The 14,978-nt window shown below is 46.7% G+C and carries 12 protein-coding genes; 4 read left to right on the forward strand and 8 right to left on the reverse strand.

Going from position 1 to position 14,978, the window contains the following annotated elements; all coding sequences use genetic code 11:
* Positions 1-21 precede the first annotated feature (21 nt).
* The 4 genes from pheT (at position 22) to glpK (ending at position 7,155) form a co-directional block, all read left to right on the forward strand.
* Entirely contained in the window at positions 22-2,436 is a 2,415-nt protein-coding gene (gene pheT, locus H3V14_RS02245; protein WP_198226246.1) for a phenylalanine--tRNA ligase subunit beta, read from the forward strand.
* Positions 2,437-3,293: 857 nt separating this feature from the next.
* Complete coding sequence (glpD, locus tag H3V14_RS02250) at positions 3,294-4,796, forward strand: glycerol-3-phosphate dehydrogenase (RefSeq protein ID WP_198226248.1); 1,503 nt, start codon at positions 3,294-3,296, stop codon at positions 4,794-4,796.
* A 56-nt stretch (positions 4,797-4,852) separates the two neighbouring features.
* A complete protein-coding gene (locus H3V14_RS02255; RefSeq protein ID WP_075869656.1) occupies positions 4,853-5,614 on the forward strand; it encodes an MIP/aquaporin family protein in 762 nt (253 codons plus the stop codon).
* Between the two features lie 32 nt (positions 5,615-5,646).
* The gene (gene glpK, locus H3V14_RS02260; RefSeq protein WP_198226251.1) at positions 5,647-7,155 is read left to right on the forward strand and encodes a glycerol kinase GlpK; all 1,509 of its coding nucleotides are present in this window, start codon (positions 5,647-5,649) and stop codon (positions 7,153-7,155) included.
* 105 nt (positions 7,156-7,260) lie between these two features.
* On the opposite strand, the gene H3V14_RS02265 is transcribed toward glpK, so the two are convergent.
* From H3V14_RS02265 to H3V14_RS02300, 8 genes are all read right to left on the reverse strand, one after another.
* Positions 7,261-7,542 carry a hypothetical protein gene (locus H3V14_RS02265; RefSeq protein ID WP_075869658.1) on the reverse strand — a complete coding sequence of 94 codons (282 nt, stop codon included), beginning with the start codon at positions 7,540-7,542 and terminating at the stop codon, positions 7,261-7,263.
* Between the two features lie 482 nt (positions 7,543-8,024).
* On the reverse strand, positions 8,025-9,044 hold the full coding sequence (locus H3V14_RS02270) for a complex I NDUFA9 subunit family protein (RefSeq protein WP_198226253.1): 1,020 nt from the start codon (positions 9,042-9,044) through the stop codon (positions 8,025-8,027).
* Positions 9,045-9,158: 114 nt separating this feature from the next.
* The gene (locus H3V14_RS02275; RefSeq protein ID WP_198226255.1) at positions 9,159-10,478 is read right to left on the reverse strand and encodes a folylpolyglutamate synthase/dihydrofolate synthase family protein; all 1,320 of its coding nucleotides are present in this window, start codon (positions 10,476-10,478) and stop codon (positions 9,159-9,161) included.
* Between the two features lie 6 nt (positions 10,479-10,484).
* Positions 10,485-11,381, reverse strand: a complete 897-nt coding sequence (gene accD / locus H3V14_RS02280; RefSeq protein ID WP_075915261.1) for an acetyl-CoA carboxylase, carboxyltransferase subunit beta — start codon at positions 11,379-11,381, stop codon at positions 10,485-10,487.
* 38 nt (positions 11,382-11,419) lie between these two features.
* The gene (gene trpA / locus H3V14_RS02285; RefSeq protein WP_198226257.1) at positions 11,420-12,250 is read right to left on the reverse strand and encodes a tryptophan synthase subunit alpha; all 831 of its coding nucleotides are present in this window, start codon (positions 12,248-12,250) and stop codon (positions 11,420-11,422) included.
* Between the two features lie 16 nt (positions 12,251-12,266).
* On the reverse strand, positions 12,267-13,433 hold the full coding sequence (gene trpB, locus H3V14_RS02290; protein ID WP_083639792.1) for a tryptophan synthase subunit beta: 1,167 nt from the start codon (positions 13,431-13,433) through the stop codon (positions 12,267-12,269).
* A gap of 64 nt (positions 13,434-13,497) precedes the next feature.
* Positions 13,498-14,148: a phosphoribosylanthranilate isomerase gene (locus tag H3V14_RS02295; RefSeq protein ID WP_198226259.1), complete on the reverse strand. Its 651-nt coding sequence runs from the start codon at positions 14,146-14,148 to the stop codon at positions 13,498-13,500.
* Positions 14,149-14,207: 59 nt separating this feature from the next.
* Positions 14,208-14,921 (reverse strand): sulfate transporter family protein, encoded by a 714-nt coding sequence (locus H3V14_RS02300; protein ID WP_198226261.1) that lies wholly within the window; start codon positions 14,919-14,921, stop codon positions 14,208-14,210.
* Between the last annotated feature and the right edge of the window lie 57 nt (positions 14,922-14,978).

Here is a 14,978-nt window from a genome sequence, read left to right on the forward strand (position 1 = left end):
TTTGAAAAGAGGTTTTGAACAATGAAATTTACTTTGTCCTGGTTGAAGGATCATCTGGAGACAGACGCATCGCTCGGCGAGATTTGTGATCGGCTTACCGATATAGGCCTCGAGGTTGATAGCGTCGATGACCGCAAAAGCTTTGATGTTTTTGTAATTGCCAAAGTTTTGACAGCCAAAAAACATCCCGATTCGGATCATTTACAGATTTTGACTGTTGATACCGGCGGGGATAAACCCATTCAGGTGGTTTGTGGTGCTCCTAATGCGAAGGCCGGATTGATCGGGGTTTTTGCCCCTCCGGGCGCTTATATTCCGGGGCTCGATGTTACTTTGTCAGTCGGTAAAATCCGTGGTGTCGAAAGTTTCGGCATGATGTGCTCCGAACGCGAGCTTGAACTTTCAAATGAACATAACGGCATTATCGAACTTGGCTCCGATGCACCCGTAGGCAAAGCGTTTGCTGCCTATTGTGGTCTTAATGATCCGCTCATTGATGTCGGCCTCACGCCGAACCGGCCGGATTGTACGGGTGTCTATGGCATTGCCCGTGATCTTGCAGCAAGCGGCATTGGAAAGTTGAAGCCGCTTGAAGTTCCTTCTATTTCCGGCGAAGGAGAGCCGTCGGTAACCGTGTCGCTTGATTTTGGTGATACGGCGCCTTTATGTCTCGGATTTTCATGGCGTGAAATTCGTGACGTCAACAATGTCCAGTCGCCGAAATGGATACAACGCCGCCTTAATGCAATCGGCTTGCGTCCAATCAATGCACTTGTCGACATGACCAATTATATTACGGTCGATCTCGGGCGTCCGCTCCATGTTTTCGATGCCGATAAGGTAAAAGGAAAGCTCACCGTCCGTCGTGGGCGCAAGGGTGATAAACTTCTTGCCCTTAATGGCAAGGAATATGATTTGGGACCGGATAATTGCGTCATTTCCGATGATAATGGTGTCCAATCCATCGGTGGCATAATGGGGGGGGAAGCAACAGGATGCGATGAAAGCACGAAAAATGTTATCATTGAATCGGCTTTGTGGGATCCACGCAATGTCGCAGCAACGGGGCGCTCTTTTGGCATTGTTTCGGATGCACGTTATCGTTTTGAACGCGGTGTCGATCCGGAATTTATGGAACCGGGACTGGCCTTTGCCACCGAAATGGCAATGAAACTTTGTGGTGGCAAGCCTTCAAAAGCCCATACAATCGGGGAAAAGAGTGTCGAACAAAAGGTGATCCGCTTCCCGTTTGCCGAAATCAAGCGTTTGACCGGTCTGGAATTAAGCCATGAAGCGGCAACAATCATATTGCAACATTTAGGCTTTGGTGTTGAAGGCAAAGGCGATGTTGTCATGGTGAAAGTACCAACATGGCGTCCTGATATTGATGGTAAGGCCGATCTCGTCGAAGAGGTTATGCGTATCCATGGTTTGAACAATATCAAGCCGGAACCTTTGGAACGGCCGTCTTCTGTGAGTGGGCAAATTCTGACCACAATCCAGATCAGACAGCGCTCTGCACGTCGTGCTCTGGCTTGTCGGGGCTTGATGGAAGCAATCACATGGTCTTTCATTTCGGAAAAACAGGCCAAGGCATTTGGCGGCGGCAAGCCTGAATTGAAACTTTTGAACCCGATTGCTGCCGATATGTCGGATATGCGTCCTTCACTGCTTCCGGGATTGATTGCGGCTGCCCAACGCAATGCCGATCGTGGCTTTCCCGATCTCGGCCTATTTGAAATTTCGGCTACATTCGAGGGCAATACACCCGAGACACAAAGACGCGTTGCTGGCGGTATCCGCCGTGGTACTTACAAGCTTGATGGTTCGGGTCGTTTTTGGGCCGGTTCTTCCAAACCGGTTGATGTTTTTGATGCCAAGGCCGATGCACTTTGTGTGCTCGATGCTTGCGGGCTTGATGCTTCAAAGGTGCAAATAGAAACTGGCGCTCCAGAGTGGTATCATCCGGGACGTTCCGGTGTTATCAAATTGGGGCCGAAAATTATTCTTGGTACCTTTGGTGAATTCCACCCCGATGTTCTTGAGGAACTTGATGTAACAGGACCATTGTGCGGTTTCGAGGTCTATATCGACCGTATTCCCGAACCACGCAAAAAGGCAACCAAAACACGCCCGCCTTTGGTTCTGTCGCCATACCAGATGATACGGCGCGATTTTGCTTTTGTTATGGATAAATCTGTCAATGCAGCCACTGTCATTCGTGCAGCAAGCGGAGCCGATAAAAAACTTATCCAGTCTGTCGAGATATTCGATGTCTTCGAGGGGGCAAGCCTTGGAGAAGATAAGAAATCAATCGCAATCGAAGTGGCAATCCAGCCCCATGAACGCACTTTGACTGACGAAGATATCGAAGCTCTGGCGAAAAAAATTATCGATAATGTTGCAAAATCGACCGGAGCGACATTGCGCCAATAGTCCTTCCTGATCTCAAGGGGCGAGAGAAGAGTTTAGAAAATGATTAAGGGGCAAAGCGGATTTGCCCCTTTATTTTTAAAACCATTGTCAAAACGCGGCGACAGTATAAATCTGATATTTTCGGCCTTGAGCAATCAATTTTCCGGCTATGAAAAATTGCCGTCCATTCGGCTTTATTCAAAAAAGCACATAACGGATATTTCTGTCTTAGCAAAAAAGTTTTGAATGCCTTGCGGAAGATATGAACCGCCGCATCTAGTTGGGTAAACGTCCGAGAAAAAATTGAAAGGTTTTTGTGGTTGTCCACTTCCGTTAATCGAATACCGGAATGTCAGCAACATTGGTAGATAATACTGTGTCACGATAATTGTCGTCTCTATCTTTTGATATCGGGTAAGCCTCATCAGAGGTCGGGGCTATTTTTGAACAACGTGAAAATGTTTGCGATTTTTTAAAAACCGAAAAGGGAATAAAAATTTCACTTCAAAATTAGTTTTTCATGCGTGCCATTTGAGGGGGGGGACAAAACGTTCGACGCCGAAAAATTTCGAGGCATCAGGGCATATTTTTATAAACTTTGTCGGCTTTTGAGTCTCATGAGTCTCAACGACAAGCGAAAGTAATTTATTGTACAATTTTTAATTGTTCTGTTTTAAAACACATCATCTTGAGTTAAACCAATAGTTGATAAATAACGCATATACGGCATTATATTTTCGTTTTTTGATTTCAATCAGAAATCAATTTCTTCGTGACACGGAGATTTGGTGATTTTTTTTGCTTTACGGTTGACATTTGTTTTCTTCCATATTCTATCCTTAGAATAACGAAAACCATCCTTGTCGAAAGTCGGTTAAATGAAAAACGAAAAACACTATGATCTTTTTGTTATAGGTGGTGGCGTCAACGGTTGTGGTGTCGCCCGAGATGCTGTTGGCCGTGGCTATTCCGTTGGTCTGGCAGAAATGAATGACCTTGCGTCGGGCACCTCCAGTGCTTCTACCAAGCTCATTCATGGTGGCTTGCGCTATCTCGAGCAATATGCCTTCCGTCTTGTGAGAGAAGCATTGATGGAACGCGAGGTGATCTGGCACATGGCACCTCATCTTGTTCGTCCTTTGCGCTTTATATTGCCTTATAATAAAGGATTGCGTCCTGCATGGATGCTGCGTTTGGGTTTATTCATTTACGATCATCTTGGAAGCCGTCATCAGGAATTGTGGCGCACCAAGGTTCTTGATCTTACCAAAGACTATAGCGAATCCCTGAAGCCGGGTTTTGTCAAAGGTTTCGAATATTCCGATGCCCGCGTTGACGATGCGCGTCTGGTTGTTGCCAATGCCCGTCATGCGGCAAGACTTGGTGCGGATATTATGGTGCGCACCGAAGTTGTCTCGCTCAAAGCCGACGGCAAAAAATGGAAAATCGGCCTTAAAAACAAATTGAATGGTGAAGAGTGGACAGTCACTGCCGATTATCTGGCAAATATGGCGGGTCCATGGATTAATCACGTCTTGCAGGATGCTTTGGGCTTTAAAGGTCATCCGCCGGTTCGTCTGGTTAAAGGATCGCACATTGTTGTACCAAAACTTTATCAACATGACCGCGCTTTTATTTTCCAGAACAAGGATGGCCGGATTGTTTTTGCTATTCCTTATCAGGAAGATTTCACGCTGATTGGAACAACCGATTGCGACTACAAAGGCGATCCGGCGAAGGTTCATATCAGCGACGAAGAGATTGATTATATCTGTTCGGCAGCAAGTGAATATTTCACCAAGCCGGTTTTGCGTGAATCTATCGTTTGGGCTTATTCGGGTGTTCGCCCGCTTTATGACGATGGTGCTTCAAAAGCGCAGGAAGCAACACGCGATTATGTTTTGAAAGAAATGCGGGAAAATGATGGTCCGATCATGCTGAATGCATTTGGCGGAAAAATCACCACTTTCCGTAAATTGTCGGAAGACGCCCTCGTCTTCATCGAAAAAGCTTTGGGTAAACGCAAACCTGCATGGACTGCCAGTGTCAGCCTGCCAGGTGGCGATTTCCCGCACGATTCGCTTTCTGTCATGGAAGCGAGAGTTGCCAGCATTTTGCCGGATCTCGATGCAAAAACCCATCGCCGTCTGGCAAGAAATTATGGCACAGAAGCCCTGGAAATTTTTGATAATGGCAAAAAGGACAAGGGGCAACATTTTGGCCACGGCCTTTATGAGGCCGAGGTTCAATGGATGATGCGTGAAGAATGGGCAAAGGATGTTGACGATGTCTTGTGGCGTCGCTCGAAACTTGGCCTCTATTTTAATGACGAAGAAAAAGAAGCTTTAAGACAATACCTTGAAAAACATAAAACCATCTAAAGGGTTCGCCGTCTACTGAAGTAAAGCGGGTCAGGCAGCAAACCACTGGAGGAAACATGTCTGATGTGAATACTTTACGTGATGAATGCGTTGCGGAATTCGCCGGCACATTTTTATTTCTGGCCCTCGGTATGGGGTGCGTTGCAGGATTGAAATTGGCCGGCGCCGCTTACGGACAATGGGAAATAAGCATTATCTGGGGGTTGGCTGTTGCACTTGCAGCCTATTTGACCGGAGGCGTCTCGGGGGCTCACCTCAATCCTTCGGTCACTTTTGCATTGGCTTTCTTTGGAAATTTTCCAAAACAAAAAATATTACCTTACATCATTTCGCAATTTTTGGGTGCGTTTGTCGCAGCCGCCGTTGTCTATGGACTTTATTATAATCTTTTCTCGGCAAAAACACTTGATACAGCCGGTGTTTTTACAACTTTTCCAAATCCCCACATCACTCTCTCACAAGCATTTATGACAGAATTTTTTATCACAGCTGTTCTGGTGGCGGTGATTTTAGGATTGAGTGATGATGGCAATGGTTTGCCGCGTGGTGCCTTGGTCGCATTTCTCGTCGGTATACTGGTTGCTGTGCTTGGTGGTGCTTTTGGCCCGCTGACGGGATTTGCAATGAATGCGGCACGTGATTTCGGGCCTCGCCTTTTTGCTTATTTCGCCGGTTGGGGGAATAGCGTCATGACGGGAAATAGGGATATTCCGTATTTTCTCATTCCGCTCATTGCTCCGGTCATCGGGGGATGTGTCGGTGCTGCCTTCTATACGAAACTGATCGGCGAGCCTCTTGCCCGCAGACAATTGAAATAATTGGTCATATTCCCAGAAAACAGGAGGCTTTTATGGCCGAAAAGAAATACATTGTCGCATTCGATCAGGGCACAACAAGTTCGCGCACTCTGGTGCTTGATCACGACGCAAATATCGTCAGTGTTGCCCAACGTGAATTTACCCAGATATATCCTCGCCCCGGTTGGGTCGAACATGACGCGCGCGAGATATGGGCGACACAAAGCTCGACTTTGACAGAAGCTTTAGCCAAAGCAGGCATCAGCTCGGATGAAATTGCAGCAATCGGAATTACCAATCAGCGTGAAACGACCGTTGTTTGGGAAAAAGCAACCGGAAAACCGGTTTATAATGCGATTGTCTGGCAGTGTCGGCGTACCACAGACATTTGTGCAAGAATGAAAAAAGAAGGGCTCGAGGATTATATCCGGGAAAATACCGGCCTTGTCATCGACCCTTATTTCTCGGGAACAAAAATAGCATGGATACTCGAAAATGTGGAAGGTGCACGGCAAAAAGCCGATAATGGCGAATTGCTCTTCGGCACGATTGATACATGGCTCATCTGGAATATGACGCAGGGGCGCGTTCACGTTACCGAATATACCAATGCGTCGCGTACCATGCTCTTCAATATTCATAAACTGGACTGGGATGAAACGATGCTCAAAGCATTGAACATTCCACGCTCCATGTTGCCGGAGGTTAAAGCATCTTCCGAGATTTATGGACAAACCAATATTGGCGGGCGCGGTGGTACACGTATCCCCATTGCAGGGGCAGCCGGTGACCAGCAGGCAGCCTTGTTCGGTCATATCTGCGTTGAAGAGGGGCAGGCTAAAAACACTTATGGAACCGGTTGTTTCATGTTGATGAATACCGGCAAAAAAGCCGTAAAATCGACCCATGGTCTGGTGACAACGCTTTGCTGTGATGCAAAAGGCAAACCTGCTTATGCTTTGGAAGGATCGATCTTTGTGGCAGGCGCTGCTATCCAGTGGCTCCGTGACGAACTGAAGTTTTTTACCGATTCCGAAGATTCGGAATATTTTGCCGAAAAAGTAGGGACTTCGAATGGCGTTTATGTCGTGCCGGCGTTTACCGGCCTTGGCGCGCCTTATTGGGATCCCTTTGCCCGTGGGGCCATTTTGGGGCTGACAAGGGGCGTCAACCGCAACCATATTACCCGTGCGACGCTGGAATCGATTGCCTATCAAACCAAGGATGTCCTCACCGCCATGTTGGCAGATGCCCAGACAGATCTTAAGACATTGCGTGTTGATGGCGGCGCTGTTGCCAATAATTTTCTTATGCAGTTCCAATCCGATATTTTGCAAAAGCCGGTTGAGCGCCCGCAAATATTGGAGGTGACAGCATATGGTTCGGCTTATCTTGCCGGACTTGCGGTGGGCTATTGGTCGAGTTTGGATGAATTGCGAAAGGTCGCAACAGTTGAACGCGTCTTCAAGCCTTCCAAAGATGTGGCAAAACAGGAAAAACGCTATGCCGGTTGGCGAAAAGCTGTCGAGCGTGCATGTTCGTGGGATTCAGTCCTTGAATAAAACAGAACGGTTCACTGACAAAGCTGCTTAAAAGACCGGAAAACTTTATAAAAAGAAAGGCACGTAAAATTTTTACGTGCCTTTCAAAATCAAACAAAATCTAACTTATTTGCAACGTGCTTCGAATACTTTGCCGTTACGATCGCGATAATGGCAGTAACGGACGTGATTCTTGGTGCGTGAATAACCGATCAGGCCACCAGCAACGGCACCGACAGCAGCACCGGCGGCAACAGCTTTGCCACCGTGACCGAATGCAGCGCCACCCAAGGCACCAAGAGCAGCACCACCGGCACCCCACTTGGCAACTGTTTTTTCATTCTGCGTACAAGCAACTGTCGAGAATGCGAACATCAAAACGATAAATAATGAACACAATTTTTTCATGGTTTAACTCCAGAACCCTCAATGTGTGTCTATATAGCACAGTCTAAATCGCGCCGCTCTAAAAATAGTTAATAGTGTGTTAAAAATCGTCAAAGCTTTTGCAGATATGCAACAGATGGGAGAATAGGAGCGAGTTAGAAAGAAAAAGACAAAAATTGGCGAACAATTTTTTCAACTAGAACAATAAAAACTTCCGAAGTTTAGAAAAACACTTCCCTTGTTCGGAATTTTTTAAATTGGTGCAAGGTCATAAAGCAGGGCAGTTCAACGAATGGCGTCAAAATATCTATTAAGAAGAGCAGCTTATTGAAACGACAGAACCGGTATTATTGAAATAACGGAACAAGTATTATTGAAACGACAGAAAGCCTATCATTGAAAAAAATTTCAAATTCTAAGCGAATAGATAATGCAAAAATAAAGGGCGCTATTTTGACCGGCGCCCGTTTTATTTGCGAATTTCAAACAGAAGAATCCTGTCTTCAGATTTTTACATCTTTTCTGTAATTTTTCGTGTTTTTTGCAAATTGGCCATGAGGGCGGAAGCGCCATAGATAGGAAGGCAAAACAGCTTCCATGGCTCTTGGTGTAATGCCAACGCCATCCAATGTACGCCCTTCAAGCTTTGCTTCTTCAGAAACAATGCAGTCTTTTTTGAGCATTTTAATCTGCTCGGACGTTGTAACGGTCGGGATCATCGGAATTTTTCCGAGTAAACCGAAAATACCGCCAATGAAACTGCCGAGTGCAAAAGGTACGGAAACCAGCGCTTTTTTTCGCATGATAACTTTGAGCATTTCTTCGACAGTATGCCGATAGGTTATCACCTCTTTGCCGCCGAGCTCATAAACCTTACCTGTTGGAATATGCCCTTCAATTGCGGCAACGACGAATTTGGCGATATCACCAACGTAAACCGGCTGAAGCTTTGTCTCGCCGCCACCAAACATCGGCAGCATCCAGGTAAAGCGCGACATATCGGCAAGTTTATTGAAGAAAGAATCTTCCTGACCGAAAATAACCGATGGGCGCATGATAATGGCATCTTTATGGGCTTTCTGAACGGCTTGTTCGCCCAATGCTTTGGTTTTCGGATAGGGAAGGTTGGAATTGATATCAGCATTCAAAGCTGACATGTGAATGAGAGGAATGCCTGCACTTTGTGCAAGTTCGGCAACATTTTTAGCGCCTTCAACCTGCACATTGTTGTAATTATTTTTGCCTTGTGAATAAAGAAGACCTGGCAAAAACACGGCTACATCGGCATCAATTAAAGCGCGTGCAACCGATTCACGATTGCGCACATTGGTTTTGACCATTTGGGTTTGGCCAACTTCGCCAATTTGCAGCATATAATAGGCAATTTCCGGACGGCGCACAGCAATACGAACCCGATAGCCGCGTTTGGTCAATGTTTCGACGACATGGCGGCCGACGAACCCCGAGCCGCCGAAAACGGTAATAAGCTTCGGGTATTGATAAAGTTCGGTACTGAGCGTCATGGGATGCACTCCTTAAAAATCGTCACCTTTATTGTTATAAGGTTTAGCTTGTTTTGGCCCGAACGCAAGTCTTTTGAACTATTCTCATTAAATGTTGAAGAGATTAGCAATCGTTTATTCCGGTGGTGTCCCATTTTTCTTCAAAAAGTCACCGGCCATATAAAGCGAACCTGCAACAAGAATGATTCTTTGAGGTGCAAGTGCTGAAATTTTTTGGAAAGCGTCTTCAATTGATGTCGTGGTTTCCGCCTCCAAACCGGCCGAACCGACAACTTTTGCCAATTCTTGAGGCGCTACACCGCTATCACTTGACAAGACCGGTACGGTGTAGACCTTATCGACAAGACCTTCGAGCTCTTTGAAATAGTGAAAGGAATCTTTTGTGTTGATCATACCGGCGACCATCGTCACCGGTCCCACTCCTTTTTCTTTCCAATGCCTGATTTCTTGTGCAATGACTTTTGCACCTGCCGGATTATGCCCTCCATCGAGAAAAACCGTCATCGTTTTTGGCAGAAAATCAATGAGCTTGCCGGCTTTGATGCGCTGCATTCGCGCAGGCCAGACAATATTTTGCATGGCTTTGGCAATATTCTGATCGGTCAATTTGAAACCGGCATGGAGAACAGCTTCAATTGCGCTCGCTGCATTACTGATTTGATGGTCGCCACGGAGCGAAGGAAGTGGAAGTTCTTTAAGTCCGGCTTCGTTTTGAAAAACCATTTGCCCATGATCGTTATAGGCCTGAAAATCCTGATCATAAAGGACGAAAGGCGCATGGCGTTTTTGCGCGATGGTTGTCAGAACATCGATAGCACCATCGCTTTCCTGCTTGCCGATAACAAGGGGAGCACCTTCCTTGATAATACCACCCTTTTCGAAAGCGATTTTTTCAACTGTATTGCCGAGTAGAGCAACATGATCAAGCGATATCGGCATAATAAGCGAAACCGCCGGTTTCTTGATGACGTTGGTCGCGTCGAAACGTCCACCTAATCCCACTTCAAGTATGACAGCATCGGCCGGATGTTCGGAAAAAAGCAGAAAGGCAACAGCCGTCAACAGTTCGAAAACGGTAATCGGCTCATTCTGATTGGCTTTCGTTACCCGTTCTATTGCATCGGCGAGAGTGTCATCATCAACAAATTTGCCACCACCTTTTTTACCCAATCGATAGCGCTCGTTCCAATGAACAAGGTGGGGTGACGTATGGACATGAACACTATATCCCGCGCTTTCAAGAAGCGCACGACAAGTTGCCGCCGCTGACCCTTTTCCGTTGGTGCCCGCAATATGGATAATCGGCGGCAATTTCAAATGCGGATTGCCAAGATTTTCCAAAAGCCGCGAGATACGGTCGAGCGAAAGGTCGAAGCCTTTCGGATAGCGCTTGAGAAGGCTATTGATAAGCGTGTCTACCCGATTTTCGGTCATCTCTATTCAGGCGGCTTTACTACTATGATGTTTGCCCGAATGATGTTCAGGTGCAGGCAATTTCATCATCAGACGCAGAAGTTTTGCAATGGTCGATTTCAATTCAAGTCGCGAGACCACCATATCAACCATACCATGTTTGAGAAGATATTCCGCGCTCTGAAAACCTTCCGGCAGCTTTTCGCGTATGGTTTGTTCAATCACGCGAGGGCCGGCAAAACCGATCATTGCACCGGGTTCTGCTATATGAACATCACCAAGCATAGCATAGGAAGCTGTAACACCGCCTGTCGTCGGATTGGTCAAAACCACGATATAGGGAAGTTTTGCGTCCTTCATCATTTCAACCGCAACAGTCGTGCGCGGCATTTGCATGAGAGAAAGTGTGCCTTCCTGCATACGGGCGCCACCCGAGGCTACGAAGAGTACCAAAGGACGTTTTTCCTGAATGGCAGTTTCGAAAGCCTTGATAATGGCCTCACCTGCGGCCATGCCGAGAGAGCCACCCATAAAGGCAAAATCCTGCACAGTTGCAATGATAGGAATTCCTTCGATTGTACCGCGTGCATTCATAATATCGTCATCGACGCCGAGTTTAGAGCGGTAGTCTTTCAGACGATCGATATAGCGCTTTTCATCACGGAATTTTAGCGGGTCGATAACAACTTTCGGATTTTCCAGAAGTTCATAAGCACCATCGTCAAAAAAATTTGCAAGACGGGCTTTTGCCGGTATGCGCATGTGGTAACCCGATGTCGGAACAACATACTGGTTATTTTCCAGATCTTTATGAAAAACCATTTCACCACTGGCGGGGTCTTTGACCCACAAATTTTCTGGCATCTCACGACGACCAAACATCGAGTTGATCTTCGGACGAACATAATTGGTAATCCAGTTCATCTATGTCACCTTATCCTGTTTGTTGGCTAAGCTTCAATTCAGCCTTGTCTGGCTTCCGATACACCTGCGCTCAATTGTTTTACAAGGTCGCTAGCCGCTTTTGCAGCATCACCTTTCGGGTGTCCATTCTTATCAAGAGTTGAAGCAATTGCATTAACAATTGCGCTTCCAACCACAACACCATCGGCAGCACGACCGATTTTTGCAGCTTGTTCTCTGGTCTTGATGCCAAAACCGACAGCAATCGGCAAAGACGTGTGTTTTTTAATATTTTTCACGGCTTTGGCAACAATATCGGTATCAGGCAAGGCTTGACCGGTAATGCCCGTCATCGAAACATAATAAACAAAGCCGGAAGTATTTTCCAGTACTTTCGGCAAGCGTTGGTCGTCGGTTGTCGGTGTCGCCAGACGAATGAAATTGATATCCGCTTTGACCGCGGGCAAGCAAAGTTCGTTATCCATTTCCGGCGGCAAATCAACGACAATCAGACCGTCGATATCAGCCTTTTTGGCATCAATCAAAAATTGGTCGACGCCATGGACATAGATCGGATTATAATATCCCATCAACACAATCGGCGTGGTCTGGTCGGTTTTGCGGAATTCACTAACGAGTTTCAGCGTCTTGTTGAGCGTCTGTCCGGCTTTAAGCGCGCGCAGACCCGCAGCCTGAATGGTCGGGCCATCCGCCATCGGGTCGGAAAATGGCATTCCGAGTTCTATAACATCGCTACCAGCTTTCGGGAGTGCTTTCATAATTTTTAGCGCGGTGTCAAAATCCGGATCCCCGGCCATCATATAGGTTACAAGAGCCGGACGATTGTTATTCTTGGCTTTTTCAAATGTTTCTTTGATACGTGTTGTCATAGCCGCTCTCTCAAACTCACATATTCATGCCAAGAAGTGTTCCAACCGTGTGGACATCCTTGTCGCCACGACCGGAAAGATTGACAATGATAATTTGCTCTTTATCCATCTTAGGTGCTTCCTTGATGGCTTGTGCAACCGCATGCGAGGATTCGAGTGCCGGTATGATGCCTTCAAGGCGTGTCAAAAGCTGGAAGGCTTCCAATGCTTCTGTGTCAAGAATTGGTACATATTCAACGCGCCCTTTGTCTTTGAGCCACGAATGTTCCGGCCCGACACCGGGATAATCAAGGCCTGCCGAAATCGAATGGCCTTCAAGAATCTGGCCATCGTCATTCTGGATAAGATAGGTACGATTGCCGTGTAAAACCCCCGGGCTTCCGGCCGTCATAGAAGCGCAGTGCTCGTTGCCTTTCAGACCACGGCCACCTGCTTCAACGCCGATAATCCGTACTGTTTTATCGTCAAGAAAGGGGTAGAAGAGGCCAATTGAATTCGACCCGCCACCAACAGCAGCAATTAGCAGATCGGGAAGGCGCCCTTCGCGCTCGAGGATTTGTTCCCTTGCTTCTTTACCAATGACAGATTGAAAATCGCGAACCATTTCCGGATAGGGGTGCGGGCCTGCAGCAGTGCCGATAAGATAATAGGTATCGCGTACATTGCTTACCCAATCGCGCAAAGCTTCATTCATTGCGTCTTTCAATGTGCCGTTACCCGCTTTAACAGCGTTGACCTTGGCACCTAAAAGTTCCATGCGGAACACATTTGGCTTTTGCCGCTCGACATCGGTCGAGCCCATATAGACAACGCAAGGCAAACCAAAACGCGCGCAAACTGTAGCCGCAGCGACACCATGTTGTCCGGCGCCGGTTTCGGCAATGATACGGGTTTTGCCCATGCGCCGCGCAAGCAGAATTTGCCCCAGACAATTATTGATTTTATGGCTACCGGTGTGGTTCAGATCTTCCCGCTTCAAATAGATTTTTGCTCCACCGAGATGCTTGGTCAAACGTTCGGCGTAATAAAGTTTCGACGGACGGCCTGCATAATTGGTGGAAAGATTTTTCAGTTCGATATTGAAGGCGGGGTCATCTTTGGCCTCGTTATACGCTTTCTCCAATTCCAGAATAAGCGGCATCAGGGTTTCGGCAACAAAACGCCCACCATAAATGCCGAACATGCCCGCTTCATCGGGGCCTGTTTTAAAGGAATTGATTTCAGCCGACTTTTCCACGTCAGTCTCCTTAATTTTCAACGGCTTTTTTGACAGAATCAAAAAAACCTTCAATCAATTTTATGTCCTTAACACCGGGAGCACGTTCAACGCCACTTGAAATATCAAGAATGTCAGGGGAAGCTATTCTGATGGCTTCTCTAACATTTTGCGCGTTCAACCCACCCGAAAGCACGGTTTGACAGTCTTCGTCAAGCGTCTTTAAAAGCGACCAGTCGAAAGAAATTCCGTTCCCGCCAGGTAATTGTGAGCCTTCGGGAGCTTTGGCGTCAAATAAAAATATATCCACCAAACCACGATAGGCAGCGACCTCATTAAAATCCGATTGTTCACGAATAGAGAAGGCTTTGATAATCGGCAAACCATAAGTGGTTGCAAGCTGTTTCACGCGTTCGGGTGATTCATGGCCATGAAGCTGGAGAATATCGGGATGGACATTTGCGACGATTTTCGAAAGCATTTCATCATCGGCATCGACCGTGACAGCAACGAGTTTCACCGGCTTTTTGATGAGCGGGCGCAATTGTTTTGCTTCTTCAATCGAAAGATTGCGGGGGCTTTTGGAAAAAAAGATAAAGCCGATATAATGCGCACCATTGTCAATGGCAGCGTTTATCGCTTCAGGTGTTTTCAACCCGCATATTTTTATAAGTGGCTTCATAATCTCTTGTTGTCACAAAAGTAGGATAAAGTCGAGAAGATGTTGAAATTGTCCGTAATCTATCTCGACAATGCTTGTTTTTTCCGGGACAGGCTTTTGTGAAGATAAGTCATCATTGCGGCGGCAAAAAGCGGCGTCAACAAGTTGAGTACCGGTACAGAAACGAAAAGGGCAATGATGAGACCGCCAAAAAATACATAAAGAGCATTCTGTTTATAGAATTGGTGGGCTTCAAGCTCGGTGCGATGGCGACAGGCGGCAAATTCGAAATATTCGCGCCCGAAAAGATAGCCATTGATTGCATAAAAAGCGACGAGATTGACGCCGGGGAAGAAATAGAGGATCAGGGCAATAATGTTACCGACGAGGCTTAAAGCCAGAAATTTCAGCGAGATGACAAGCGAACGGCCGAGCGGCATTGCCACGCCTACCGGATCGTCGGGATAATCTGTTTTTTCGATAATTTCGGCTGCATCATCCATAAAATAACCGCCTATGAGTGATGTGATCGGTGCGATCAAAAGTGCCATAAGCAATGCAAGCCCTACCGAAAAGACAATGACGGCAACAAATCCGAGCCAACCCGCCCAATCGGGAAAATCAGGCATATATTGTTGTAAATATGGCCAAATATAATACAGGAATAATTCGCGCAAGCCGAACCACAAAATCGCCAACAAAAGCAGTGTTACGCCCAATGCTTTCCATAGCATTGAACGGTATGGTGGGGTGAAAAGGCGCGAAAAAGCGCGATAGGCTGCGTCAAAAATCATGGGGATATAGATAGAAAGCAGGCAAAAAGAAACAAGAGGGGCTTTAGCTCTCTGGTC

Origin of the sequence: Bartonella sp. W8151 (assembly GCF_016100385.1) — a bacterium.
Classification (GTDB): Bacteria; Pseudomonadota; Alphaproteobacteria; order Rhizobiales; family Rhizobiaceae; genus Bartonella; species Bartonella apis.